This window comes from Neisseria sp. P0006.S009 (assembly GCF_051962915.1).
GTDB classification, from domain to species: Bacteria; Pseudomonadota; Gammaproteobacteria; order Burkholderiales; family Neisseriaceae; genus Neisseria; species Neisseria subflava_E.
Map to the genome: position 1 here is coordinate 63194 of NZ_JBQCUV010000005.1, position 25191 is coordinate 88384.

Consider the following 25191-nt stretch of genomic DNA (forward strand, 5'->3'; position numbering starts at 1 on the left):
GCCGCCTCGTCGCTAAAACCAAAATTATATAGCGAAATCAAACCAAAAGATTTTTCAGACGGCCTGATACATGAGGCCGATTCTGATAAAATGGTTTTCTCCTTTTCCGTCGGAACATGCTCATGAAATCTGCCCACGTCCTTGTCTGGTTCCGCCGCAACCTCCGCCTGCACGACAATGCCGCGCTTAATGCCGCCGTTGCAAGCGGTTTGCCCATTGCCTGCGTCTGGGTCAGCCAAAGGCCGTCTGAAAACCACAATCCGCGTCAAAGCCTGTTTCATTATCAAGCCGCACAAGAGCTGCACACCCGTCTGGCGGCACACCATATTCCTTTATATGCCGTCGCTTCCGACGAAGACCTCCTCCCCTTGGCTGCTGCGCTCAATGCCCATACCGTCATCACAGACGAAGCCTATACCGAAGCCGAAATCCGCCAAGACAACCACCTCTGGCACAATCTCGACCGAGCAGGCATTGCCCTGCAACACGCCAACGACCGCGGCATTTTGGCCAAATCCCCCCTCATGGATGCCAACGGCCTGCCCTACACCGATTTTGCTGCCTATAAACAAGCATGGTTGCAGGCTTATTCAGGACAAAGGCCGTCTGAAACCGAATTGCCTGTTCAAACCGGACAAAACATTCCACTGTTTCCAGCCTATACCGGCGCAGTATTGCCTGCCTATCAACAGGGCGGCGAAACCGCAGCCTTAACGCAATGGCACGCGTTCAAACAGAATTTGGTTCACTACCCGATTACCCAAAACTTTCCGGCACGAAAAAACACCAGCCTACTCAATGCCTTCCTGTCCGCAGGCTGCATTTCACCGCGTCTGCTGGCTGCCGAAGGCTTGGCAAACCGATATTTCGAGTGGCTGGACAAACTTATTTTCCGCGACTACTGCTACCAGCTCGCCTACCACCGCCGCCTGCCCGAAACAACCGATGCCGCCCCGATACGCGAATACTGGCGACGCGGCCAAACCGGCGTACCCATCATCGACGCCTCCATCCGCGGCCTCGAAGCCACCGGCCACTTACACCCCGTTCTCCAGCAGCTGTGCGCCCACTATTTCTGCCATGCCCTCAACTTCAACCCCAACCAAGGCATCGCGTGGACAGCCTCCGTCCAAACCGGCACCGACCCTGCGCTCAACCAAGCCAACTGGCACCTTGCCGCCCAAGACACGGCCACCGTCCGCTATGCCCACCGTTCGCATCAAATCGATCCCGACGGCAGCTACATCCGCAGTTACCTCCCCGAATTGGCGCACCTGCCGTCCACCCTCATCCACACGCCGTGGGCCGCCGCCGACGACATCGACACACACGGCTATCCCTTTCCCACGGCCGTCTGAAACCTGCGTTCACACCAAAAAACCACACTAAATACAGCTGAAAAACGTTCAAACAAAATATTTTGGTTTCAGACGGCCAAACAGATTGAATAGCCAAGATTTACACGGTAAACTTACGTCATTAAAAAATTTTATTATTTCATTACAATGAAACCCGCATTCGACATAAAAACGTCACGTTTGGACGTCTTATCCATCCATCTGCACACCGCAGATCTAACCGAATTGGAAGAATTCCTGCGCCAACTGGCAGGCCAATCCCAAGACGAATTCGTTCCCTTCATTTTAGACGTACAAGATTTCGACCATCCAGAATCCATCGATTTGGGCGGCATGATTTCCCTGTTTGCCCGTTACGGCATGCAAATTTTAGGGTTGCACCACACCAGCGATACCTGGGCGGCAGCGGCGGCGCGTTACCACTTGGTCTTCAAACAAGGCAACGCCACCCAGGCAGCCGACACACAGGCAGCACCTGCTCCGCGCCAAGCACCACAGCCGCAAGACGTACAGGCCACCGTCATCAACAATCCGACCGTATTGGTCAGCACGCCCGTGCGTACCGGCCAGCAGGTGTACGCTGAAAACGGCGACCTCATCGTTACCGGCATCGTTAGCCAAGGCGCAGAACTTATCGCCGACGGCAACATCCATATTTACGCCCCCATGCGCGGCAGAGCGTTGGCCGGTGCGAAAGGCAACACCAACGCGCGCATCTTCATCCATTCCATGCAGGCCGAGTTAGTCTCCGTTGCCGGCATCTACCGCAACTTCGAGCAAGACCTGCCCGAGCATCTGCACAAAAAACCCGTACAAGTATCATTGCAAGACAACCGACTGGTTATCAGCGCAATCGACGCCGAATAAACATCAGTACTTAAAAAGGAAATATCGTGTCCAAAATCATCGTAGTAACTTCAGGTAAAGGCGGCGTAGGCAAGACCACTACCAGCGCCAGCATCGCAACCGGCCTAGCCCTGCGCGGCCACAAAACCGCCGTAATCGACTTCGACGTCGGTTTGCGCAACCTCGACCTGATTATGGGTTGCGAACGCCGCGTCGTGTATGACCTCATCAACGTCATCCAAGGCGAAGCCACACTCAACCAAGCCCTGATTAAAGACAAAAACTGCGAAAACCTCTACATCCTGCCCGCCTCGCAAACCCGCGACAAAGACGCGTTGACCCGCGAAGGTGTGGACAACGTGATGAAAGAGCTGTCCAGCGAAAAAATGGGCTTCGAATTCATTATCTGCGATTCCCCTGCCGGTATCGAACAAGGTGCACTGATGGCACTCTACTTTGCCGACGAAGCCATCATTACCACCAACCCTGAAGTATCCAGCGTCCGCGACTCCGACCGCATCTTGGGCATTTTGCAAAGCAAATCCCGCAAAGCCGAACAAGGCGGCACTGTTAAAGAGCACCTGCTGATTACCCGCTACTCCCCTGAGCGCGTGGCTAAAGGCGAAATGCTGTCTGTACAAGACATCTGCGACATCTTGCGTATTCCGTTGATCGGTGTGATTCCTGAATCACAAAACGTTCTGCAAGCTTCCAACGCCGGCGAACCTGTCATTCACCAAGACAATGCCGCCGCAGCCGAAGCCTACAAAGACGTTATTGCCCGCCTCTTGGGTGAAAACCGCGAAATGCGTTTCCTTGAAGCCGAGAAAAAAGGTTTCTTAAAACGACTGTTCGGAGGTTAATACATGTCACTGCTCGATATGCTGTTCGGCAGAAAGCCGAAAACCGCCACCGTCGCGCGCGACCGCCTGCAAATCATCATCGCGCAAGAGCGCGCACAAGAAGGCCAAGCTCCGGATTATCTACCAACCTTGCGTAAAGAGTTGTTGGAAGTCCTGTCCAAATACGTCAACGTATCATTGGACGATATCCGCATCTCCCAAGAAAAACAAGACGGCTTAGACGTTCTTGAGCTGAACATCACCCTGCCGGAACAAAAAAAGGCTTAACACATGACCTTGACCGAATTGCGTTACATCGTAGCCGTCGCACAAGAACGTCACTTCGGACGTGCCGCACGACGCTGCTTTGTCAGCCAGCCCACCCTCTCCATCGCCATCAAAAAGCTGGAGGAAGAGCTGTCGGTATCCCTGTTCGACCGTAGCAGCAACGACATCATCACGACCGAAGCGGGCGAGCGCATTGTCGCCCAAGCCCGACGGGTTTTGGAAGAAGCCGAACTCATCAAGCACCTTGCCAATGAAGAGCAAAACGAATTGGAAGGTGCGTTCAAACTAGGCCTGATTTTCACCGTTGCCCCCTACCTTCTGCCCAAGCTCATTACCGCGCTGCGTGAAACCGCGCCGAAAATGCCGCTGATGCTGGAAGAGAACTATACCCACATCCTGACCGAGTCGCTCAAACGTGGCGATGTCGATGCAATCGTCGTTGCCGAGCCGTTCCAAGAGCCGGGCATCGTGACCGAGCCTCTGTATGACGAACCTTTCTTCGTCATTGTTCCCAAAGGACATCACTTTGAAGAACTCGATGCCGTTACGCCTCAGCTTTTGGGTGAAGAACAAGTGTTGCTGCTGTCCGAAGGCAACTGTATGCGCGACCAAGTGTTGGCAAGCTGTTCCGAATTAGCTTCCAAGCAAAAAATCCAGGGCTTGACCAATACCCTGCAAGGCAGCTCCATCAACACCATCCGCCACATGGTTGCCAGCGGCCTGGCCATCAGCGTCATGCCGGCTACCGCATTGACCGAAAACGACCATATGCTTTTCAGCATTATCCCGTTTGAAGGCACTGCACCGCACCGCCGTGTCGTTTTGGCCTATCGCCGCAACTTTGTCCGTCCGAAAGCACTGACTGCTTTGCGCACTGCCATTTTACAATCGCAACTGACCGGCGTAACCTTCGTCAACGAATAAACCGCAAAACAAAAGGCCGTCTGAATGTTCAGACGGCCTTTTTATTTTTAACCGAATAAAGGATTAGTAGCGGGTATGAACCTGACTGCCGATAACACCACCCAAAGCCGCACCACCCAAGGTAGAGCCGGTATCGCCACCAATCAAGTTACCTGCCACGCCACCCAATACCGCACCAGCAGCAGTGTTGCGCTGGGTTTGAGTCATATTGGCACACGCACCCAAAGAAGCGGCCAGCATGATCAAGGTCACAGTTTTTGCAAAAGTTTTCTTCATGGTTTGATTCTCCATCAGGGGTTAAGCTTTATATGGAGCAGTATGGCACAACCTTTCATTAATATATTTTCTGATAAGTAAAGACAGATTAAACTAAGATAACGCTCTTGATGAACGGTTAACTTCAAAAATAAACGGCAATTCCAATAGAATATTTATAAAATTTAATATATTTGGCATAAAATTGCGCATACATCAACCGCATTCGGTAGTGATACAATGACGGCTTGTCTGAATTACCGGAAACACCCGTCATGAGTATCTACGCACTGGCACACATCATCCACGTTTATTGCGCGATTGCCTTTGTCGGCGGCGTATTTTTCGAAATGCTGGTTCTCTCCGTTTTGCACACCGGTCGCGTTTCGCGCGAATCGCGCCGCGAAGTCGAACGTGCCATGTCCTATCGTGCCGTTCGCGTAATGCCGCCTGTCGTCATTACCTTGTTCATCAGCGGCATCGTGATGGTGTACAACCGCTACCTGCCGATACTGCACCACCCATTCGACAGCTCTTTCGGCATCATGCTGAGCATCAAAATCCTGTTGGCAATAAGCGTTTTGGTACATTTTGCCATCGCCGTCGTCAAAATGGCACGGCACACCCTCACCGTCGGCTGGTCGAAATACATACACGCCGTCGTATTCAGCCATATGCTGTTTATCGTCTTTTTTGCCAAAGCAATGTTCTACCTGTCTTGGTAAACCTTACCCATACCCCACACACAAGGATTGTTTATGACCCAATACCCGTCCGTCGGCTCGCCGATGTTTTACGGCATCTTCTTTATTGCCGTCTTAATCATGATCGCCATCGATATGGTATCGCTGAAAAAAAACGGCGCCCACAAAGTCAGCATCAAAGAAGCCCTCGCTTGGAGCGGCATTTGGGTGGCCGTATCCTGCGCATTTGCCGGCTGGCTCTATTTCGAACTGGCGGGCAACCCGGCTTACGGTGCTGTTGTCGCCAAAGAAAAAATCCTCGAATTCTTCACCGGCTATGTGCTCGAAAAATCCCTTGCAGTCGACAACATCTTCGTTTTCCTGATGATTTTCGGCTATTTCAAAGTCGAACCCAAATTCCAACACCGCATCTTGCTCTATGGTGTATTCGGCGCCATCGTCCTGCGCGCCATCATGATCTTCATCGGCGCAGCCTTGGTACAACAATTTGAATGGATTTTGTACCTCTTCGGCGCCTTCCTCTTATACACCGGCATTCACATGATGAAGCCGGAAGCCGAAGCTGAAGAAGACCTTTCCCAAAACAAAATCCTGACCCTACTCAAAAAAGTCATCCCGACCAGCCAACAGTTTGACGGTGAAAAATTCTTTACCATCGAGAACGGCAAACGCATCGCTACACCGCTTTTGCTAGTATTGATTATGATCGAATTGAGCGACGTCATCTTCGCCGTGGACAGCATCCCCGCTATTTTTGCCGTAACCACCGACCCTTTCATCGTCCTCACTTCCAACATTTTTGCCATCTTGGGCCTGCGTGCCATGTACTTTTTACTGGCGGATTTTGCCGAACGCTTTATCTTCCTCAAATACGGCTTGGCCTTCGTATTGAGCTTTATCGGTATCAAGATGCTGATTATGCACTGGGTGCATATCCCGATTTCCATTTCCCTGTCCGTCGTCTTCGGCGCACTGGGCGCGTCCATCCTGACTTCTTTGGTGTACACGCGTCAGCAAGAGAAAAAATAATCTGCCGATATAAAAAGGCCGTCTGAACATTTCAGACGGCCTTTTCAAATATCAAACACCAGCTTATTTAGCAGCGTCTTTCAATTTGTCGGCAGCTTCTTGAGTTGCATCGGCAGCTTTACCCAAAGCATCTTTAGCCGCATCTTTGGCAGCGTCTTTAGCTTCGCCCACAGCAGCTTTTGCATCGTCCAAGGCTTTGTCGCTGGCTTCTTTAGCACCATCGATGGCTTTACCGGTAGTTTCTTTAGCATCGGAAATTGCTTTCTCCGCAGTTTCCTTCGCATCGGCACCGGCTTCTTTAGCGTCAGAAACAGCCTGTTCAGCAGCGCCTTTAGCTTCGGAAGCAGCAGCATCGGCAGCAGAAGCCGCGTGTTCGGCAGCAGCGTTCACATCAGAAGCAACGGCAGAAGCCGCTTCTTGAGTTTCCTGTTTCGCCTCTTGAGAACAAGCAGTCAAACCAGCCACCATCATCGCAGCAATCAATAATTTTTTCATGTTGTATATCCTTTGGTCTAAAAAATATCCATCAGAACTGACAGATTAGAAAATCATAACATAATTAATACTCGAAAACGGGAGAATTAACGCCAAATAACAGCCGGTTTACGTTTTTTGAAAAAAATTTCAAAAAAACAGTTGACGAAAAGAAACAAGCTCCCTATAATGCACAGCTCATCGGGTCGTTAGCTCAGTCGGTAGAGCAGCGGACTTTTAATCCGTTGGTCGAGCGTTCGAATCGCTCACGACCCACCAAATATGAAAACCTGCTTTGAAAAAAGCAGGTTTTTTTATATTCTCCATCAAGCCTTTCTTCATTTGATACCTCCCTTATTATCAACATCAATAATATTCGAGCTTTGCCACAATGCTGTTATAGATGCAACTCAAAGCATCACAAACCTCTTGAATCAATCAAACCCAACTCTTCACCCATCACCTTTTTCTAAAAACTTCCAAACACCTATCATCAACCCATGCCAAATCCTCTTGTATGCCAGACAATTTAGGCATAGACTAAAACTACATCCAACTACAACAACAGGAGAAGGTTTGATGAAACAACTGTCTATGTATATCAACGGCCGCTTTGAAACCGACTTTAACGGCACATGGCGTGATGTATTGAATCCAGCAACCGAAGAAGTCATCGCGCGTGAGCCTAAAGGCGGAAAAGCCGATGTTGACCGTGCCGTTGCCGCGGCCAGAGATGCACAAACTTCATGGGAGCGTTTGCCTGCCGTTGAACGCGGCGCATACCTGCGCAAAATTGCCCAAGGCATCCGCGAACGTGCCGACGAGCTGACGGATACTATTGTTGCCGAAGGTGGCAAAACCAAAGATTTGGCACGCATAGAAGTCATGTTTACTGCCGATTATCTCGATTATCAAGCCGAATGGGCGCGCCGTTATGAAGGCGAAATCATCCAGAGCGACCGCCCGCGCGAAAACATTTTATTGTTCAAACGTCCTTTAGGCGTGATCGCCGGCATTTTGCCGTGGAACTTCCCATTCTTCCTAATCGCCCGCAAAATGGGCCCGGCTTTGGTAACCGGCAATACCATCGTCGTCAAACCAAGCAGCGTTACCCCGATTAACTGCCACATTTTTGCTGAAATCGTTCATGCCTCAGGCTTACCGGCCGGCGTATTCAACGTCGTCAACGGCCCGGGCGCAGAAATCGGCAACGCCTTGGCATCGCATCCGCAAGTCGATATGGTCAGCCTGACCGGTTCTGTCGATGCAGGCCGTCAAGTGATGGAAGCTGCCGCCGCCAACATTACCAAAGTCTCACTGGAACTGGGCGGCAAAGCCCCTGCCATCGTTCTGAAAGATGCCGACTTGGATCTGGCCGTCAAATCCATCTTGGCTTCACGCGTGGGCAATACCGGCCAAATCTGCAACTGCGCCGAACGCGTGTATGTCCACAGCAGCCTGAAAGACGCGTTTATCGAAAAAATGACCGCCGCCATGAAAGGCGTGCGCTACGGCAATCCAGCTGAGGCCGAACCTGGCGCACTGGAAATGGGCCCGTTGATTGAAGAACGCGCCGTCAAAGCCGTTGCCGAAAAAGTGGAACGCGCCGTCAAACAAGGTGCGACGCTGGTTTGCGGCGGCAAACGCGCCGAAGGACGCGGCTATTTCTTTGAGCCAACCCTGTTGACCGACACCGACAACAACATGGACATCATGAAGGAAGAAACCTTCGGCCCTGTCCTGCCCGTTTCCACTTTCGACACGCTCGACCAAGTCATCACCTTGGCAAACGACTGCGAATTCGGTCTGACCAGCTCCGTGTACACCACCAACCTGAACGAAGCCTTCTACGTCACCCGCCGCCTGCAATTCGGCGAAACCTACATCAACCGCGAAAACTTCGAAGCCATGCAGGGCTTCCACGCGGGCTGGAAAAAATCCGGCATCGGCGGCGCGGACGGTAAACACGGTTTGGAAGAATATCTGCAAACCCAAGTCGTTTATTTGGAAACCGATATCTAACTGCCGATACGGCCCTTCATGAAACAAAAGGCCGTCTAAAACTGATTTTTCAGGTTAAACTGCACCCAAAAAGTTGCCACTCCAACTAACAAGGTGCAGTTTTTTATAACTAATTTTTATTAAATAGGAAAGTAACCATGTTGCACAAAATCGGAATAATGAGCGCGTTGATCTTGGGTCTTGCTATGCCAGCTGCTGCCGAATGTTTGATTCAAAAAGACAGTATCGGAGGAATTAAATTGGGGCAAAACTTGAAGCAGGTAAAACAGAAACTTCCGAAAGCAAAAATGGATAAAACAAGCGATGCCGATGGCGTGTCTTTTGTTGCCATCGCACTGTCTAAAGACATCTTGGTTTTCGCTTCTCAAGATGGGGAAGATGATCCTGATACCCCTATAAAACTGCATAAAAAAATTAATTTTTTGGAAACCGATTCTCCTACCTGTCACACGGCTTCAGGTGTACACCCGGGCATGAAGATTAAAGACGCAGAAGCCAAGCTGGGCAAAGTCAAAGGAATCCAACTATCAGAAATCAAAGCGCGTGAATACGCAACATTTGCCCGCCAACCGAAACATTTCGGATTTATAGTAGAACAGGGGGCAGGGATTTATCCGGGTAAAGGTGGAGCACCGAATCAAACTCGGCGTTACCATCAAACGGCACGTATTGAAGCAATTTCCGTATCTAAATCCAGAGGTTTTGATAATTGAAGAACACGATATTAGGCAGAATGAACTGCACCCAAAAGTTGCTCCCTCCAACTAACAAGGTGCAGTTTTTTATGACCCAATATACATTACACTTCAAATACCAAACCGTATTCCACTACCTGCCCACGTACACAGATCAATAGCGCATCTCGCGCACCCATCTGCGACGTTGGATAACCGCCTGTCAGGAAAGCGGCATCGGCGCACTCAAACCCTTCAGTCCAAAATCATAACCGACCACCGCAAAACCCCTTCATCGCCGACAAGCCGATCACAAAAATACAGTTTGGGAAGGCAGTTCAGGTTTCAGACGGCCTTTCTGCCTTTATAGAAAAAAACACCGACATCGCGTAAAATAGAGCCAATTTTTCACTTTATTCAGGCCGTCTGAAAACTCCGGCAGCCTGACTCATTTTTCCGGAAAACACCATGAGCGAACAAAACAATCCGCAAATCGAGCCGCAGTTGGACGAAAACCAAATCATCGCCCTGCGCCGCGAGAAACTGCACAACATCCGCAAAGAACGCAACGCCTACCCTAACGATTTCAAACGCGACAGCTTTGCCGCCGACCTGCACACCCAATACGGTGAAATCAGCAAAGAAGAACTCGACCCGCAAGGCATTCCCGTCAAAGTGGCCGGCCGCATGATGCTCAAACGTCAGATGGGCAAAGCCAGTTTCGCCACCATTCAAGACGTTACCGGTCAAATCCAGCTTTATCTGAACAACAAAGGCGTGAGCCAAGAAGTTTTGGACGACTTCAACCACTGGGACTTGGGCGACATCATCGGTGCGGAAGGTACTTTGTTCAAAACCAACCACGGCGAATTGACCGTGCGCGTGTCCAACATCCGCCTACTGTCCAAATCCCTACGTCCGCTGCCGGACAAACACAAAGGCTTGAGCGATCAGGAAACCAAATACCGTCAACGCTACGTCGATTTGATTGCCAACGAAGAATCACGCAATACCTTCATCAAACGCAGCCAAATCATCCAATCCGTGCGCAATTTCATGGTCAATGAGCATTATTTGGAAGTTGAAACCCCAATGATGCACCCGATTCCAGGCGGTGCGACGGCAAAACCGTTCGTTACCCACCACAATGCCTTGGACATTCCGCTCTATCTGCGCATCGCTCCCGAGCTGTATCTGAAACGCCTGGTTGTCGGCGGCTTGGAACGCGTGTTTGAAATCAACCGCAGCTTCCGTAACGAAGGCATGTCCGTGCGCCACAACCCTGAATTCACCATGATCGAATTCTACGAAGCCTTCTCCGACTACGAACGCATGATGCAAATGGCGGAAGACATCATCCGCAATGCTTCCCGCGCAGTAAACGGCACGGCAAAAATCAGCTACAACGGCAAAGAAGTCGATTTGGAAAGCCCGTTTGAACGCCTGACCATTCTCGGTGCCATCAAAAAATACAATCCGCACTACACCGATGAGCAGTTGAACAATGAAGAATGGCTGAAAAAAGAAATCGTCAAACACGGCGAAAGCCTGCCTCCGTCTCCGGGCATCGGCAGCCTGCAACTCGCCCTGTTTGAAGGTTGCGCCGAGGGCAAACTGTGGAACCCGACTTTCATCATCGACTACCCTGTCGAAGTATCGCCATTGGCACGCGCATCCGACAGCAAACCGGGTTTGACCGAACGCTTCGAGCTCTTCGTTGTCGGCCGCGAACTGGCAAACGGCTACTCCGAGTTGAACGATCCGGAAGATCAAGCCGAACGCTTCAAAGCGCAAGTGGCGCAAAAAGACGCCGGCGACGACGAAGCCATGCACTACGATGCCGACTACATCCGCGCCATGGAATTCGGCCTGCCACCGACCGGCGGTTGCGGCATCGGCATCGACCGCTTGGTAATGTTGCTGACCGATTCGCAAACCATCCGCGACGTGATTCTGTTCCCGCAAATGCGTCCTGAATAACACATTGAAATAAAATCAAGGCCGTCTGAAAACAAGACTCTGTTTTCAGACGGCCTTTTTGTTCAAATATGTAAAATGGGAAAATTAAAATCAATAAATCCTTTACACCATAATAATAAAATTACATGATAATCAAAAAGATAATATAAAAAAGAATATGTAAACGTTTTTCAATTTGTTGACAGTCTGCTAGAATACATCCAATTACAGGCAGCCCACACACACAGGCCGTCTGAAAATGCAGAAACTCTGAAAGGTTTGTATGGATCAATTTTTCGAACAGCTTCACGGCTGGGTAAACGCCATCAACGACCCAATGTGGTCGGGATTGGTATATATGCTTTTAGGCGCAGGCCTATTTTTTACCATTACCACCGGTTTTGTACAATTCCGCCTCTTCGGCCGCAGTATCAAAGAAATGCTAGGCGGTCGCAAACAAGGTGATGATCCGCACGGAATCACACCGTTCCAAGCATTTGTTACCGGCTTGGCCAGCCGCGTAGGTGTGGGCAACATCGCCGGTGTGGCGATTGCCATCAAACTCGGCGGGCCGGGCGCGGTATTCTGGATGTGGGTAACTGCCTTAATCGGCATGAGTTCGGCGTTTGTCGAATCTTCACTGGCCCAACTCTTTAAAGTCCGGGACTACGACAACCACCACTTCCGCGGCGGTCCTGCCTACTACATAACTCAAGGCCTGGGACAAAAATGGCTGGGCGTTTTGTTCGCCCTGAGCCTGATTTTCTGTTTCGGCTTTGTATTTGAAGCCGTACAGACCAATACCATCGCCGATACCACCAAAGCGGCATGGGGCTGGGATCAACACTATGTCGGTGTCGCCCTGGTCATTCTGACTGCCCCGATTATCTTCGGCGGTATCCGTCGCGTATCTAAAGCCGCGGAAATTATCGTTCCGCTGATGGCGGTTTTATATCTCGTCATAGCACTCTTCATCATTGCTACCAATATTTCCCTAATTCCTGATGTGTTCGGTCAGATTTTCTCCAACGCGTTCAACTTCGATTCGGCTGCAGGCGGTTTCCTCGGCGGTCTGATTTCGACCACCATGATGCAGGGTATCAAACGCGGCCTGTATTCCAATGAGGCGGGTATGGGTTCCGCGCCGAACGCCGCAGCCGCAGCCGAAGTGAAACACCCCGTCTCCCAAGGCATGATTCAAATGCTGGGCGTTTTCGTTGATACCATCATCGTCTGCTCATGCACCGCCTTTATCGTCTTGACCTATCAACAGCCTTACGGCGACCTGAGCGGTGCGGCGCTGACCCAAGCGGCAATCGTCAGCCAGGTAGGCGAATGGGGCGCGGGCTTCCTTGCCGCCATCCTGTTTATGTTTGCCTTTTCAACCGTTATCGGCAACTATGCCTATGCTGAGTCCAACGTCCAATTCATCAAGAGCCATTGGCTGATTACCGCCGTTTTCCGTATGCTGGTTTTGGCATGGGTCTACTTCGGTGCAGTTGCCAACGTACCCTTGGTATGGGATATGGCAGACATGGCCATGGGCATCATGGCATGGATTAACCTCGTTGCCATCCTGCTCCTGTCCCCACTTGCCTTCCTGCTGTTGAAAGACTACACAGCCAAGCTGAAAATGGGCAAAGACCCAGAGTTCAAACTCTCCGAACACCCTGGCTTGAAACGCAAAATCAAATCCGATATCTGGTAAAACCAAAGGCCGTCTGAAATTTCAGACGGCCTTTTTAATCCCTGCCATTTAGACAAAACGATGCCCCTTAAAGCAGAAGCCTTAAGGGGCAGAGCGTTGCGGCACATCTTTTCAGACGGCCTTATTGTAGCAACGTTTCTCATTTCGCAGTGCAACAATATGGACAGATTCTAATTCCAAATCGGTACCCAGTCAAGCATTTCATTTGCATGTTAATACTTACCTAGGATATATTTATACTTGCCAAACATCACATTACGGAGAAACTGATGACTGCCTTCAAACCCAATCCAATCAACTACATCCTCGGTCTCGATATCGGCATCGCATCCGTCGGCTGGGCAATGGTAGAAATTGATGAAGAAGAAAACCCCATCCGCCTGATTGATTTCGGCGTGCGCGTATTTGAGCGTGCGGAAGTACCGAAAACAGGCGACTCTCTCGCAGCGGCAAGACGCTTGGCACGTAGCGTCCGCCGTCTGACCCGCCGTCGCGCCCACCGCCTGCTTCGGGCCCGCCGCCTATTGAAACGCGAAGGCGTATTACAAGCCGCCGATTTTTATGAAAACGGCTTGGTCAAATCCTTACCGAATACACCATGGCAACTTCGCGCAGCCGCATTAGACCGCAAACTGACGCCTTTGGAGTGGTCGGCAGTCTTGTTGCATTTAATCAAACACCGCGGTTATTTGTCGCAAAGAAAAAATGAGGGCGAAACTGCCGACAAGGAACTTGGCGCTTTGCTCAAAGGCGTAGCCGACAATGCCCATGCCTTACAAACAGGCGATTTCCGCACACCAGCCGAATTGGCTTTAAATAAATTTGAGAAAGAAAGCGGCCATATCCGCAACCAGCTCGGTGATTATTCGCATACATTCAGCCGCAAAGATTTGCAGGCAGAGCTGAATTTACTGTTTGAAAAACAAAAAGAATTCAGCAATCCACATGTTTCAGACGGCCTTAAAGAAGGTATTGAAACCCTGCTGATGGCGCAACGCCCTGCCCTGTCCGGCGATGCCATTCAAAAAATGTTGGGGCATTGCACCTTCGAACCGACAGAGCCGAAAGCCGCTAAAAACACCTACACAGCCGAACGTTTCATCTGGCTGACCAAGCTGAACAACCTGCGTATTTTAGAGCAAGGCAGCGAGCGGCCGTTGACCGATACCGAACGCGCCATGCTTATGGACGAGCCATACAGAAAATCCAAATTAACTTACGCACAAGCCCGTAAGCTTTTGAATCTAGACGATACGGCATTCTTCAAAGGCTTGCGTTACGGCAAAGACAATGCCGAAGCCTCAACACTGATGGAAATGAAGGCTTACCACGCCATCAGCCGTGCGCTGGAAAAAGAAGGATTGAAAGACAAAAAATCCCCATTAAACCTTTCGCCCGAATTACAAGATGAAATCGGCACGGCATTCTCCCTGTTTAAAACCGATGAAGACATTACAGGCCGTCTGAAAGACCGTGTTCAGCCTGAAATCTTAGAAGCGTTGTTGAAACACATTAGCTTCGATAAGTTCATCCAAATTTCCTTGAAAGCCTTGCGCCGAATTGTGCCTTTAATGGAGCAAGGCAAACGTTACGACGAAGCCTGCGCCGAAATCTACGGAGACCATTACGGCAAGAAGAATACGGAAGAAAAGATTTATCTGCCGCCGATTCCCGCCGACGAAATCCGCAACCCCGTCGTTTTGCGCGCCTTATCTCAAGCCAGAAAAGTCATTAACGCCGTTGTACGCCGTTACGGCTCCCCTGCGCGTATCCATATTGAAACGGCAAGAGAAGTAGGTAAATCGTTTAAAGACCGCAAAGAAATCGAAAAACGCCAAGAAGAAAACCGTAAAGACCGGGAAAAAGCCGCCGCCAAATTCCGAGAGTATTTCCCCAATTTTATCGGCGAACCCAAATCCAAAGATATTCTGAAACTGCGCCTGTACGAGCAACAACACGGCAAATGCCTGTATTCGGGCAAAGAAATCAACTTAGGCCGTCTGAACGAAAAAGGCTATGTAGAAATCGACCATGCCCTGCCGTTCTCGCGCACATGGGACGACAGTTTCAACAATAAAGTGCTGGTATTGGGCAGCGAAAACCAAAACAAAGGCAACCAAACCCCTTACGAATACTTCAACGGCAAAGACAACAGCCGCGAATGGCAGGAATTTAAAGCGCGTGTTGAAACCAGCCGTTTCCCGCGCAGTAAAAAACAACGGATTCTGCTGCAAAAATTTGACGAAGACGGCTTCAAAGAACGCAATCTGAACGATACGCGCTACGTCAACCGTTTCCTGTGCCAATTTATTGCCGACCATATGCTGCTAACAGGTAAAGGGAAAAGACGTGTCTTTGCCTCCAATGGACAAATTACCAATCTGTTGCGCGGCTTTTGGGGATTGCGCAAAGTGCGTGCGGAAAACGACCGCCATCATGCTTTGGACGCCGTCGTCGTTGCCTGCTCGACCGTTGCCATGCAGCAGAAAATTACCCGTTTTGTACGCTATAAAGAGATGAATGCGTTTGACGGTAAAACCATAGATAAAGAAACAGGAGAAGTACTGCATCAAAAAACACACTTCCCGCAACCTTGGGAATTTTTCGCACAAGAAGTCATGATTCGCGTCTTCGGCAAACCGGACGGCAAACCCGAATTTGAAGAAGCGGATACCCCCGAAAAACTGCGCGCGTTGCTTGCCGAAAAATTATCTTCCCGCCCCGAAGCCGTACACGAATACGTGACGCCACTGTTTGTTTCACGCGCGCCCAATCGGAAGATGAGCGGGCAAGGCCATATGGAGACCGTCAAATCTGCCAAACGACTGGACGAAGGCATCAGCGTGTTGCGCGTACCGCTAACACAGTTAAAACTGAAAGACTTGGAAAAAATGGTCAATCGGGAGCGCGAACCCAAACTATACGAAGCGCTGAAAGCACGGCTGGAAGTGCATAAAGACGACCCGGCCAAAGCCTTTGCCGAGCCGTTTTACAAATACGATAAAGCAGGCAACCGCACCCAACAGGTAAAAGCCGTACGCGTAGAGCAAGTACAGAAAACCGGCGTATGGGTGCGCAACCATAACGGCATTGCCGACAACGCAACCATGGTGCGCGTAGATGTATTTGAGAAAGGCGGCAAGTATTATCTGGTCCCGATTTACAGTTGGCAGGTAGCGAAAGGGATTTTGCCGGACAGGGCTGTTGTACAAGGAAAAGATGAAGAAGATTGGACGGTAATGGATGATAGTTTTAAGTTTAAGTTTGTACTTTATGCGAATGATCTGATTAAGCTAACTGCTAAGAAAAATGAATTTTTAGGCTATTTCATCAGCCTAAATAGAGCCACAGGAGCAATTGATATTCGTACACATGATACGGATAGCACCAAAGGGAAAAACGGCATTTTCCAAAGTGTTGGTGTCAAAACCGCCCTTTCATTCCAAAAATACCAAATTGACGAACTGGGTAAAGAAATCAGACCATGCCGTCTGAAAAAACGCCCGCCTGTCCGTTAAATTAATCCATCCCTGTTTCAGACGGCCTGAAGCAGGGATTTTTTATATACAAATAAGGGGAAAAACATGACTTGGCGCAGCCTGCTTATTCAAAACGGCGGCAAATTATCTTTGCAACGCCGGCAATTGCTGATTCAACAAAACGGCGAGTCCCATACCATACCATTAGAAGACATCGCCGTTATCATCATCGAAAACCGCGAAACCCTGATTACTGCCCCGCTCCTATCGGCCTTAGCTGAGCATGGTGCAACCCTGCTGACATGTGACGAGCAATTCCTGCCCTGCGGACAATGGCTACCTTATGCCCAATATCACCGCCAGCTCAAAATCCTCAAGCTGCAACTGAATATAAGCGAGCCCTTAAAAAAGCAACTCTGGCAACATATCGTCCGCCAAAAAATCCTAAATCAAGCATTTGTCGCAGACGAAACAGGCAATGATCTTGCAGCCAAACGGCTGCGCACTTTGGCAGTCGAAGTCCGTTCAGGCGATACCGGAAACCGTGAAGCCCAAGCTGCCGCCCTCTACTTCCAAGCCATTTTTGGAGAAAAGTTTACCCGTAATGATAACAATGCCGTCAATGCCGCATTGAACTACACCTACGCCGTACTCCGTGCAGCAGTTGCACGCGCCCTGACCTTATATGGTTGGTTGCCTGCATTAGGCTTGTTTCATAGAAGCGAACTGAATCCATTCAACCTCGCCGATGACTTTATCGAACCCTTACGCCCACTGGCCGACCTGGTCGTTATACATTTGCATGAACAAGGCCGTCTGAAGACTGATTTGACCCCCGGCATCAAACAAAACCTTATCAAGACCCTTCACTGTCAAATCCGCATCGAACGGCAACACTTCAGCACCTTGGCCGCTATCGACAAAATGATTTCTTCACTTCAAGCCAGCGTAACCGCCAAAAACGCCAAACAGCTGAAATTGCCTGAAATCTTGCCATTGAAAGAATACCAATATGAGTGAGGCCAAATTTATGAGGATTATCGTCTTCTTCGACCTACCGGTTACCACAGCGGCCAAGCGCAAAGCCGCCAATCAATTCCGCCAGTTTTTATTAAAAGATGGATACCAAATGCTCCAGCTTTCCGTATACAGCCGTATTGTCAAAGGTCGAGATTCGTTGCAAAAACACCACAATAGACTATGTGCAAACCTGCCACAAGAAGGCTCAATCCGCTGTTTGGAAGTAACAGAAAAGCAATTTGCCACCATGAAACTGCTGTTGGGGGAGCTAAAAACCCAAGAAAAAAGGGTCAATTCAGACCAACTATTATTATTTTAAAGCCATTTTTTCAGACTAAATAAAACGGGAAACCCTTATAGAATAAGGATTTCCCGTTGAGGTATTGTAGCACTGCGAAATGAGAAAGGGAGCTACAACGGAAAATGTAGGTGAAGTGTTTTCTACGGTATTGTAGCACTGCGAAATGAGAAAGGGAGCTACAACACCTGGAACAGCAGCAAGTAAACTAAACTTATTGTAGCACTGCGAAATGAGAAAGGGAGCTACAACCTGAACATGTGATTGAATATGGGAAGGTCGATTGTAGCACTGCGAAATGAGAAAGGGAGCTACAACCAGCGGAGCAACCGGCATAAACCCCGGATGATTGTAGCACTGCGAAATGAGAAAGGGAGCTACAACAATTACTTGATAGCTTTTAAAGCAAAGGCTATTGTAGCACTGCGAAATGAGAAAGGGAGCTACAACTTTAGCCGCTTTGGACGAAAGAGCAGAACAATTGTAGCACTGCGAAATGAGAAAGGGAGCTACAACTGAGTATGGTATCAAACCGTCTCAATAGCAATTGTAGCACTGCGAAATGAGAAAGGGAGCTACAACACCCTCTTATTTTTTTTGTTTCGGATTTTTATTGTAGCACTGCGAAATGAGAAAGGGAGCTACAACTACCATCGTCGGTATAAGCGTACCAGAAATATTGTAGCACTGCGAAATGAGAAAGGGAGCTACAACCGTTAATATCGCTTATGGTTCGTCGAAATAATTGTAGCACTGCGAAATGAGAAAGGGAGCTACAACGGTAAGTATTTTCTAAATCAGTTCCAAATTATTGTAGCACTGCGAAATGAGAAAGGGAGCTACAACCTCCTCCGAGGCGACAGGGAGATGGGTCAGATTGTAGCACTGCGAAATGAGAAAGGGAGCTACAACGCTTCTTTACTTGATGAGATGCAAACTTTGATTGTAGCACTGCGAAATGAGAAAGGGAGCTACAACATCCAACTACCGTCAATAAGTGCCGGTTGTATTGTAGCACTGCGAAATGAGAAAGGGAGCTACAACACGACGACGGCGAAATAGATATAAAGGAAAATTGTAGCACTGCGAAATGAGAAAGGGAGCTACAACATAAATGTTACATCTTGAACATATTCCGTAATTGTAGCACTGCGAAATGAGAAAGGGAGCTACAACGATGATGTCGACCGCATGACTGTTAAGGAGATTGTAGCACTGCGAAATGAGAAAGGGAGCTACAACATTCAACAAGTACTGAAAGATAGTAAAGACATTGTAGCACTGCGAAATGAGAAAGGGAGCTACAACGCATTGTCAACAAATCAGGCGACACCGCCAATTGTAGCACTGCGAAATGAGAAAGGGAGCTACAACATTGATTCAGCGCACCGCGCAAACCGCGCCATTGTAGCACTGCGAAATGAGAAAGGGAGCTACAACTGCGGCCAGCGTGCGTTGCAAAGCAGCATGATTGTAGCACTGCGAAATGAGAAAGGGAGCTACAACCGTCCGTCTGCTTCTCACGCGCTCGTTTCAATTGTAGCACTGCGAAATGAGAAAGGGAGCTACAACTTCTTAGCAAAAACAATAACTTATAGAAAATTGTAGCACTGCGAAATGAGAAAGGGAGCTACAACTTAGCAAGGATTACCAAAGCCAAAAAATCGATTGTAGCACTGCGAAATGAGAAAGGGAGCTACAACCAATAATCGGAGACATGGCCGGCATATTGGATTGTAGCACTGCGAAATGAGAAAGGGAGCTACAACGAAGCCGTCGGACGTAAACACAAGATTAAGATTGTAGCACTGCGAAATGAGAAAGGGAGCTACAACAATGACATTGTAACGGGGTTATGACAAAGCATTGTAGCACTGCGAAATGAGAAAGGGAGCTACAACTTCCAGTTTTTGAAATGCTGATTGATTGCGATTGTAGCACTGCGAAATGAGAAAGGGAGCTACAACCACTTAACGCGCCTAAAGACGGTCGGTGTAATTGTAGCACTGCGAAATGAGAAAGGGAGCTACAACATCGACCAATTGCGCCTTGCCATGCTCCAAATTGTAGCACTGCGAAATGAGAAAGGGAGCTACAACGCAAATTCCGCTTGAGATTAAGTCGGTTTCATTGTAGCACTGCGAAATGAGAAAGGGAGCTACAACATCAGTCCTTTCATAGGTTTGGGATGATGTATTGTAGCACTGCGAAATGAGAAAGGGAGCTACAACTCGAGCTGACGAGCCTAATCGGGAGCGTGAATTGTAGCACTGCGAAATGAGAAAGGGAGCTACAACTGAGGCTCAGAAGCGGGCGGCCAATATTCGATTGTAGCACTGCGAAATGAGAAAGGGAGCTACAACAACTTCGAGGACGTTTTGCAGACTGGGCGGATTGTAGCACTGCGAAATGAGAAAGGGAGCTACAACTTCTAAGCAAATGCGCCGTTTAATGCGGCTATTGTAGCACTGCGAAATGAGAAAGGGAGCTACAACTGGCAGGCTTGGGGACAACACCGCAGGCGTATTGTAGCACTGCGAAATGAGAAAGGGAGCTACAACTCAACCGTCAAAATATCGACCGCCTCTGCTATTGTAGCACTGCGAAATGAAAAAGGGGGCTACAACTATATTCACCCCATTGAATGAAACAATAAAATTGTAGCGTTGCAAAATAAAATAGAGACTTCCTAAATAAAAAAAGCACTACCTAAATAGGTAGTGCTTTCATATCAATTTGCTTATTCAGCAGAATCAGCTGCTTTATCAACCAATTCAACCAATGCTAAAGGAGCATTGTCACCTTTACGGAAACCGTATTTCAGTACACGAACATAGCCGCCGTTACGAGCAGCAAAACGTGGACCCAATTCGTCAAACAATTTAACTACAACATCACGATCGCGAGTGCGGTTAAAAGCCAAACGACGGTTTGCCAAAGATGGTTTTTTACCCAAAGTAATCAAGGGTTCAACTACGCGGCGCAATTCTTTTGCTTTCGGCAAAGTTGTCACGATGGTTTCGTGAGTCAACAAGGAATTCGCCATATTGCGCAGCATCGCAGCGCGGTGGCTGCTAGTACGGTTTAATTTGCGGTTGCCATTACGATGACGCATGTCATTATCCTTTAATCTTCAAACTTACGGCTTTTCTAAGCCTACAGGCGGCCAAGCTTCTAATTTGGAACCTAATGTCAGACCTTTAGAGGCCAACACTTCTTTGATCTCATTCAAAGATTTACGACCCAAATTAGGGGTCTTGAGAAGCTCGGTTTCAGTACGTTGAATCAAATCGCCAATATAGTAAATATCTTCAGCTTTCAGACAATTAGCTGAACGTACGGTTAATTCCAAATCATCCACAGGACGCAGCAAGATAGGATCGATAGGAGGCGCTTTTTCTTCAACCTCTTCAACCGGAGTACCTTGCAGATCTGCAAAAATAGACATTTGGTCAATTAAGATACGTGCGGCACTACGTACAGCTTCTTCTGGATCAATAGAACCATTGGTTTCAATATCTAAAACCAATTTATCCAAATCCGTACGTTGCTCTACGCGTGCAGGTTCAACTTCAAAGCTAACACGACTGATGGGCGAAAAGCTCGCATCCAACTGAATCGCACCAATCTGTTTGTTCTCATCACGCAATACGCGACGACCTGAAACAGATTGATAACCACGACCTTGCTCTACTTTAATTTCCATGTCGATTTGACCATTGTCGGACAAGTGGCAAATAACATGTTCAGGATTGATGATTTCCACATCATGTGGCAAATCAATATCACCGGCTACAACAGCACCGGCACCTGCTTTTTTCAAAGTCAACTGAACTTGATTACGACCGTGAAGCTTAAATACGATACCTTTAATGTTCAAGAGAACGTCAACAACATCCTCTTGAACACCATCAATAGTAGAGTATTCGTGCAATACGCCGGAAATAACTACTTCAGTTGGGGCAAAGCCATTCATGGATGACAGTAAGATACGACGCAAAGCATTACCTAAAGTATGACCAAAACCACGTTCAAATGGCTGCATAGACACCTTGGCCCGAGTGGAAGACAAAGTATCTACATCGATTTGACGAGGTTTCAAAAATTCGGTTGTGCTATTTTGCATTTAACTGTCCCTCATTGAGCTAGCATTATTTAGAGTAGAACTCTACCACCAGCTGTTCATTAATATCGCCAGACAATTCTGAGCGATCCGGCATATTTTTGAATACGCCTTCCAATTTGTCGGCATCAACAGATACCCAGCTTGGCAAGCCAATTTGAGTAGCCAGGCTCAATGCTTCTTGGATACGTACTTGTTTCTTAGCTTTTTCACGAACAGCTACAACATCACCTGCTTTAACTTGGAAAGAAGGGATATTAACAACTTGACCGTTTACGACGATAGCTTTGTGAGAAACCAATTGACGTGCTTCGGCGCGAGTAGAGCCGAAACCCATACGGTAAACGACATTGTCCAAACGGGACTCCAGCAATTGCAGCAGCAATTCACCGGTAGAGCCTTTACGACGAGCTGCTTCCGCGAAGTAACGACGGAATTGACGCTCTAATACGCCATAAATACGACGGATTTTTTGTTTTTCACGCAATTGCAAACCGTAGTCTGACAAACGTGGTTTTTTCGCACCGTGTTGACCAGGTGCAGAATCCATTTTACATTTGGAATCCAAAGAGCGACGTGCACTCTTCAAAAACAGATCCGTACCTTCGCGACGTGCTAATTTACATTTAGGGCCAATATAACGTGCCATGTTTTAAATCACTCCAATATTAAATACGACGTTTTTTAGGCGGACGGCAACCGTTATGAGGCAACGGGGTAACGTCAGTAATGCTGGTAATCTTGAAACCAAGAGCGTTTAAAGCACGTACAGAAGATTCGCGACCAGGGCCAGGGCCTTTAATGCGAACTTCTAAATTTTTAACGCCATACTCTTGGGCAACTTTACCAGCTGCTTCTGCTGCAACTTGTGCTGCAAATGGTGTACTTTTACGAGAACCTTTAAAACCAGCGCCGCCAGAGGTAGCCCAAGACAATGCATTGCCTTGACGGTCAGTGATTGTAATGATGGTATTGTTGAAAGATGCATGAACGTGCACAATACCTTCGCTTACGGTTTTACGTACTTTTTTACGTACACGCGAAGCTGTGTTTGCTTTAGCCATTAATCAAATTCCTTAAAATTTATTTCTTACCGGCAATCGCTTTGCGCGGACCTTTACGGGTACGAGCATTTGTGCGAGTGCGTTGACCACGACAAGGCAAGCCACGACGATGACGGAAGCCGCGATAGCAACCCATATCCATCAGTCGTTTAATGCTCATCGTTACTTCACGACGCAAATCGCCTTCAACTTCATATTTAGCAACTTGCTCACGCAAAGCGTCTAATTGAGCCTCGTCCAAATCTTTTGCTTTAGTAGTAGGAGCAATATTTGCTGCCTCACAAATCAATTTAGCACGAGTCGCACCAATACCATAAATAGCCTGAAGGCCAATTACGATATGGGCATTATTAGGGATATTTACCCCTGCAATACGAGCCATATTTTTTCCTTTTTAGGGCAAAGTATGTCACTATACCACAAAATCAATAGTTAAGAAAACTAGCTTCTTAACCTTGACGTTGTTTGTGACGTGGGTCAGTACAAATTACGCGAACTACACGATTACGACGAATAATCTTGCAATTGCGACAAATTTTCTTTACAGAAGGTTGTACACGCATTTTATTTCCTTTTATCGTTTATCTTGCTCGGAAAACAATCCGAGCACGGGTTAAATCATAAGGAGTTAATTCAACTGTTACCTTATCACCTGGAGAAATACGGATATAGTGCATTCGCATTTTTCCAGAGATATGACCAAGTACTACATGATCATTTTCCAGTTTTACTTTAAACGTTGCATTGGGCAAAGTCTCAAGGATTTCACCCTGCATCTGTATGGTATCTTCTTTAGCCATAAGCCTACTTACGTGATAAAGATTTCATATCTGGACGACTCATCAAATCTTCATACTGACTGCTCATTACGTAGGAATTGATTTGCGTCCTAAAATCCATTGTAACGACAACCAAGATAAGCAAAGATGTTCCGCCTAAATAGAAAGGTACATTCAATGCTGTCGTTAAAAATTCAGGTATCAGACAGATTGTAGTGATATACAAAGCACCAAATAATGTTAGTCTCAGTACAACTTTTTCCAAATATCTAGAAGTTTGCTCACCTGGGCGGATCCCAGGTACAAATGCACCACTTTTCTTCAAATTCTCAGCCATTTCTTTAGGGCTAAATACTAAAGCAGTATAGAAATAGCAGAAGAAGATAATAGTTGTTGCAAATAATCCAATATACAAAGGCTGTCCGTGTTGCAGCATTGCAGCAACCTTATGAAGAACAGAATTCGTACTATTTGAACCAAACCAACCTAAAAGTGTAGATGGAAATAAAATAATACTGGAAGCAAAAATAGGAGGAATAACACCTGCCATATTTAGCTTGAACGGCATATGAATGCTTTGTCCCGGCATCATTCCAGAGCCAAACTGTCTTTTAGCATAATGCACAGGAACTTTACGCTGAGCACTCTCAAAATAAACTACAGCATAGATCAACAGCAAAATACCAATCACAATTGATACCGCCATCAACATACTCATAGAGCCTTGTTCAGTCAAAGTTAATAACCGAACAATACCGGATGGGATACCCGATACAATGCCTGCTGTAATAATTAAAGAAATACCATTACCAATACCACGCTCGGTAATTTGCTCCCCTAACCACATCAGAAACATAGTACCTGTAACCAAACAGACCACTGTAGAAATATGAAACTCAAGCGAACTCGTTACAACAACACCTTGTTGATAAACAAATGTTGCAACACCAAAGCTTTGCAATACAGCCAATAATACCGTCCCATACCTAGTATATTTCGTAATTATTTTCCTACCAGCCTCACCTTCCTTCTTTAAAGCTTTTAAAGAAGGAACAATTTCAGAAGCAAGCTGAACAATAATCGACGATGAAATATAAGGCATGATACCAATTGCAAATATACTAAAGCGCTCCAACGAACCACCCGAGAACATATTTAACATTCCGAATATGCCGTTTGCAGCGCCTTCGTATAACTTAGCTAATGCAACAGCATCTACGCCCGGTACCGGTATATGAGCACCAATACGGAAAACGACTAAAGCACCTAAAAGGAACACCAGACGTTTTTTCAGATCACCAAATTTGGATAATCCTGATAAAGATTGTTGATTAGCCACTGTAGT

General features: G+C 47.8%; 24 protein-coding genes, 1 tRNA gene and 1 CRISPR repeat array. Of the genes, 15 read left to right on the forward strand and 10 right to left on the reverse strand.

What is annotated here, in order from left to right:
• Positions 1-122 precede the first annotated feature (122 nt).
• The 5 genes from ACTHTK_RS09695 (at position 123) to ACTHTK_RS09715 (ending at position 4258) form a co-directional block, all read left to right on the forward strand.
• A complete protein-coding gene (locus tag ACTHTK_RS09695) occupies positions 123-1358 on the forward strand; it encodes an FAD-binding domain-containing protein (protein WP_440378587.1) in 1236 nt (411 codons plus the stop codon).
• A 147-nt stretch (positions 1359-1505) separates the two neighbouring features.
• A complete protein-coding gene (gene minC, locus ACTHTK_RS09700) occupies positions 1506-2225 on the forward strand; it encodes a septum site-determining protein MinC (protein WP_371493053.1) in 720 nt (239 codons plus the stop codon).
• A gap of 26 nt (positions 2226-2251) precedes the next feature.
• Complete coding sequence (minD, locus tag ACTHTK_RS09705) at positions 2252-3067, forward strand: septum site-determining protein MinD (protein ID WP_108700195.1); 816 nt, start codon at positions 2252-2254, stop codon at positions 3065-3067.
• Between the two features lie 3 nt (positions 3068-3070).
• Positions 3071-3334: a cell division topological specificity factor MinE gene (gene minE, locus ACTHTK_RS09710; protein ID WP_003680625.1), complete on the forward strand. Its 264-nt coding sequence runs from the start codon at positions 3071-3073 to the stop codon at positions 3332-3334.
• 3 nt (positions 3335-3337) lie between these two features.
• Positions 3338-4258, forward strand: coding sequence for a hydrogen peroxide-inducible genes activator (locus tag ACTHTK_RS09715; protein ID WP_049330768.1), 921 nt, complete (start codon positions 3338-3340; stop codon positions 4256-4258).
• A gap of 63 nt (positions 4259-4321) precedes the next feature.
• Here the strand turns inward: ACTHTK_RS09715 and ACTHTK_RS09720 are convergent, their stop codons facing one another.
• Complete coding sequence (locus ACTHTK_RS09720) at positions 4322-4534, reverse strand: glycine zipper 2TM domain-containing protein (protein WP_003684747.1); 213 nt, start codon at positions 4532-4534, stop codon at positions 4322-4324.
• A 254-nt stretch (positions 4535-4788) separates the two neighbouring features.
• Between ACTHTK_RS09720 and ACTHTK_RS09725 the strand changes: the two genes are divergently transcribed.
• Together ACTHTK_RS09725 and ACTHTK_RS09730 are read left to right on the forward strand one after the other, a co-directional pair.
• Entirely contained in the window at positions 4789-5238 is a 450-nt protein-coding gene (locus ACTHTK_RS09725; RefSeq protein ID WP_049330770.1) for a CopD family copper resistance protein, read from the forward strand.
• A 33-nt stretch (positions 5239-5271) separates the two neighbouring features.
• Positions 5272-6246 carry a TerC family protein gene (locus ACTHTK_RS09730; protein ID WP_049330771.1) on the forward strand — a complete coding sequence of 325 codons (975 nt, stop codon included), beginning with the start codon at positions 5272-5274 and terminating at the stop codon, positions 6244-6246.
• A 63-nt stretch (positions 6247-6309) separates the two neighbouring features.
• On the opposite strand, the gene ACTHTK_RS09735 is transcribed toward ACTHTK_RS09730, so the two are convergent.
• Positions 6310-6741 (reverse strand): Ag473 family lipoprotein, encoded by a 432-nt coding sequence (locus ACTHTK_RS09735; protein ID WP_440378588.1) that lies wholly within the window; start codon positions 6739-6741, stop codon positions 6310-6312.
• 182 nt (positions 6742-6923) lie between these two features.
• Between ACTHTK_RS09735 and ACTHTK_RS09740 the strand changes: the two genes are divergently transcribed.
• The 8 genes from ACTHTK_RS09740 (at position 6924) to cas2 (ending at position 17901) form a co-directional block, all read left to right on the forward strand.
• Positions 6924-6999, forward strand: a tRNA-Lys gene (locus ACTHTK_RS09740).
• 300 nt (positions 7000-7299) lie between these two features.
• Positions 7300-8742: an aldehyde dehydrogenase gene (gene aldA / locus ACTHTK_RS09745; protein WP_440378589.1), complete on the forward strand. Its 1443-nt coding sequence runs from the start codon at positions 7300-7302 to the stop codon at positions 8740-8742.
• 137 nt (positions 8743-8879) lie between these two features.
• Positions 8880-9455: a hypothetical protein gene (locus ACTHTK_RS09750; protein ID WP_440378590.1), complete on the forward strand. Its 576-nt coding sequence runs from the start codon at positions 8880-8882 to the stop codon at positions 9453-9455.
• Between the two features lie 429 nt (positions 9456-9884).
• Positions 9885-11396 carry a lysine--tRNA ligase gene (gene lysS / locus ACTHTK_RS09755; protein WP_440378591.1) on the forward strand — a complete coding sequence of 504 codons (1512 nt, stop codon included), beginning with the start codon at positions 9885-9887 and terminating at the stop codon, positions 11394-11396.
• A 262-nt stretch (positions 11397-11658) separates the two neighbouring features.
• A complete protein-coding gene (locus ACTHTK_RS09760; protein ID WP_101756299.1) occupies positions 11659-13083 on the forward strand; it encodes an alanine/glycine:cation symporter family protein in 1425 nt (474 codons plus the stop codon).
• A gap of 269 nt (positions 13084-13352) precedes the next feature.
• The gene (gene cas9 / locus ACTHTK_RS09765) at positions 13353-16601 is read left to right on the forward strand and encodes a type II CRISPR RNA-guided endonuclease Cas9 (RefSeq protein ID WP_440378592.1); all 3249 of its coding nucleotides are present in this window, start codon (positions 13353-13355) and stop codon (positions 16599-16601) included.
• A 66-nt stretch (positions 16602-16667) separates the two neighbouring features.
• Complete coding sequence (cas1, locus tag ACTHTK_RS09770; RefSeq protein WP_311477062.1) at positions 16668-17582, forward strand: type II CRISPR-associated endonuclease Cas1; 915 nt, start codon at positions 16668-16670, stop codon at positions 17580-17582.
• Entirely contained in the window at positions 17575-17901 is a 327-nt protein-coding gene (cas2, locus tag ACTHTK_RS09775; protein WP_036493500.1) for a CRISPR-associated endonuclease Cas2, read from the forward strand. Before cas1 ends, cas2 begins: the two co-directional genes overlap by 8 nt.
• Before the next feature lie 63 nt (positions 17902-17964).
• Positions 17965-20507: direct repeats of the CRISPR family, unit length 36 nt; unit sequence ATTGTAGCACTGCGAAATGAGAAAGGGAGCTACAAC.
• Between the two features lie 113 nt (positions 20508-20620).
• On the opposite strand, the gene rplQ is transcribed toward cas2, so the two are convergent.
• From rplQ to secY, 8 genes are all read right to left on the reverse strand, one after another.
• Entirely contained in the window at positions 20621-20995 is a 375-nt protein-coding gene (gene rplQ / locus ACTHTK_RS09780) for a 50S ribosomal protein L17 (protein WP_036493502.1), read from the reverse strand.
• A gap of 24 nt (positions 20996-21019) precedes the next feature.
• Entirely contained in the window at positions 21020-22006 is a 987-nt protein-coding gene (locus ACTHTK_RS09785) for a DNA-directed RNA polymerase subunit alpha (protein WP_003749298.1), read from the reverse strand.
• A gap of 25 nt (positions 22007-22031) precedes the next feature.
• The gene (rpsD, locus tag ACTHTK_RS09790) at positions 22032-22652 is read right to left on the reverse strand and encodes a 30S ribosomal protein S4 (RefSeq protein WP_039863983.1); all 621 of its coding nucleotides are present in this window, start codon (positions 22650-22652) and stop codon (positions 22032-22034) included.
• A gap of 19 nt (positions 22653-22671) precedes the next feature.
• Positions 22672-23067: a 30S ribosomal protein S11 gene (rpsK, locus tag ACTHTK_RS09795; RefSeq protein WP_002216249.1), complete on the reverse strand. Its 396-nt coding sequence runs from the start codon at positions 23065-23067 to the stop codon at positions 22672-22674.
• A 19-nt stretch (positions 23068-23086) separates the two neighbouring features.
• Positions 23087-23449: a 30S ribosomal protein S13 gene (rpsM, locus tag ACTHTK_RS09800; protein ID WP_003749295.1), complete on the reverse strand. Its 363-nt coding sequence runs from the start codon at positions 23447-23449 to the stop codon at positions 23087-23089.
• A 67-nt stretch (positions 23450-23516) separates the two neighbouring features.
• Positions 23517-23630, reverse strand: coding sequence for a 50S ribosomal protein L36 (rpmJ, locus tag ACTHTK_RS09805; RefSeq protein ID WP_003697674.1), 114 nt, complete (start codon positions 23628-23630; stop codon positions 23517-23519).
• A gap of 18 nt (positions 23631-23648) precedes the next feature.
• Complete coding sequence (gene infA / locus ACTHTK_RS09810; RefSeq protein ID WP_003684714.1) at positions 23649-23867, reverse strand: translation initiation factor IF-1; 219 nt, start codon at positions 23865-23867, stop codon at positions 23649-23651.
• A gap of 4 nt (positions 23868-23871) precedes the next feature.
• Complete coding sequence (gene secY, locus ACTHTK_RS09815; protein WP_101756298.1) at positions 23872-25185, reverse strand: preprotein translocase subunit SecY; 1314 nt, start codon at positions 25183-25185, stop codon at positions 23872-23874.
• Positions 25186-25191: the final 6 nt, after the last annotated feature.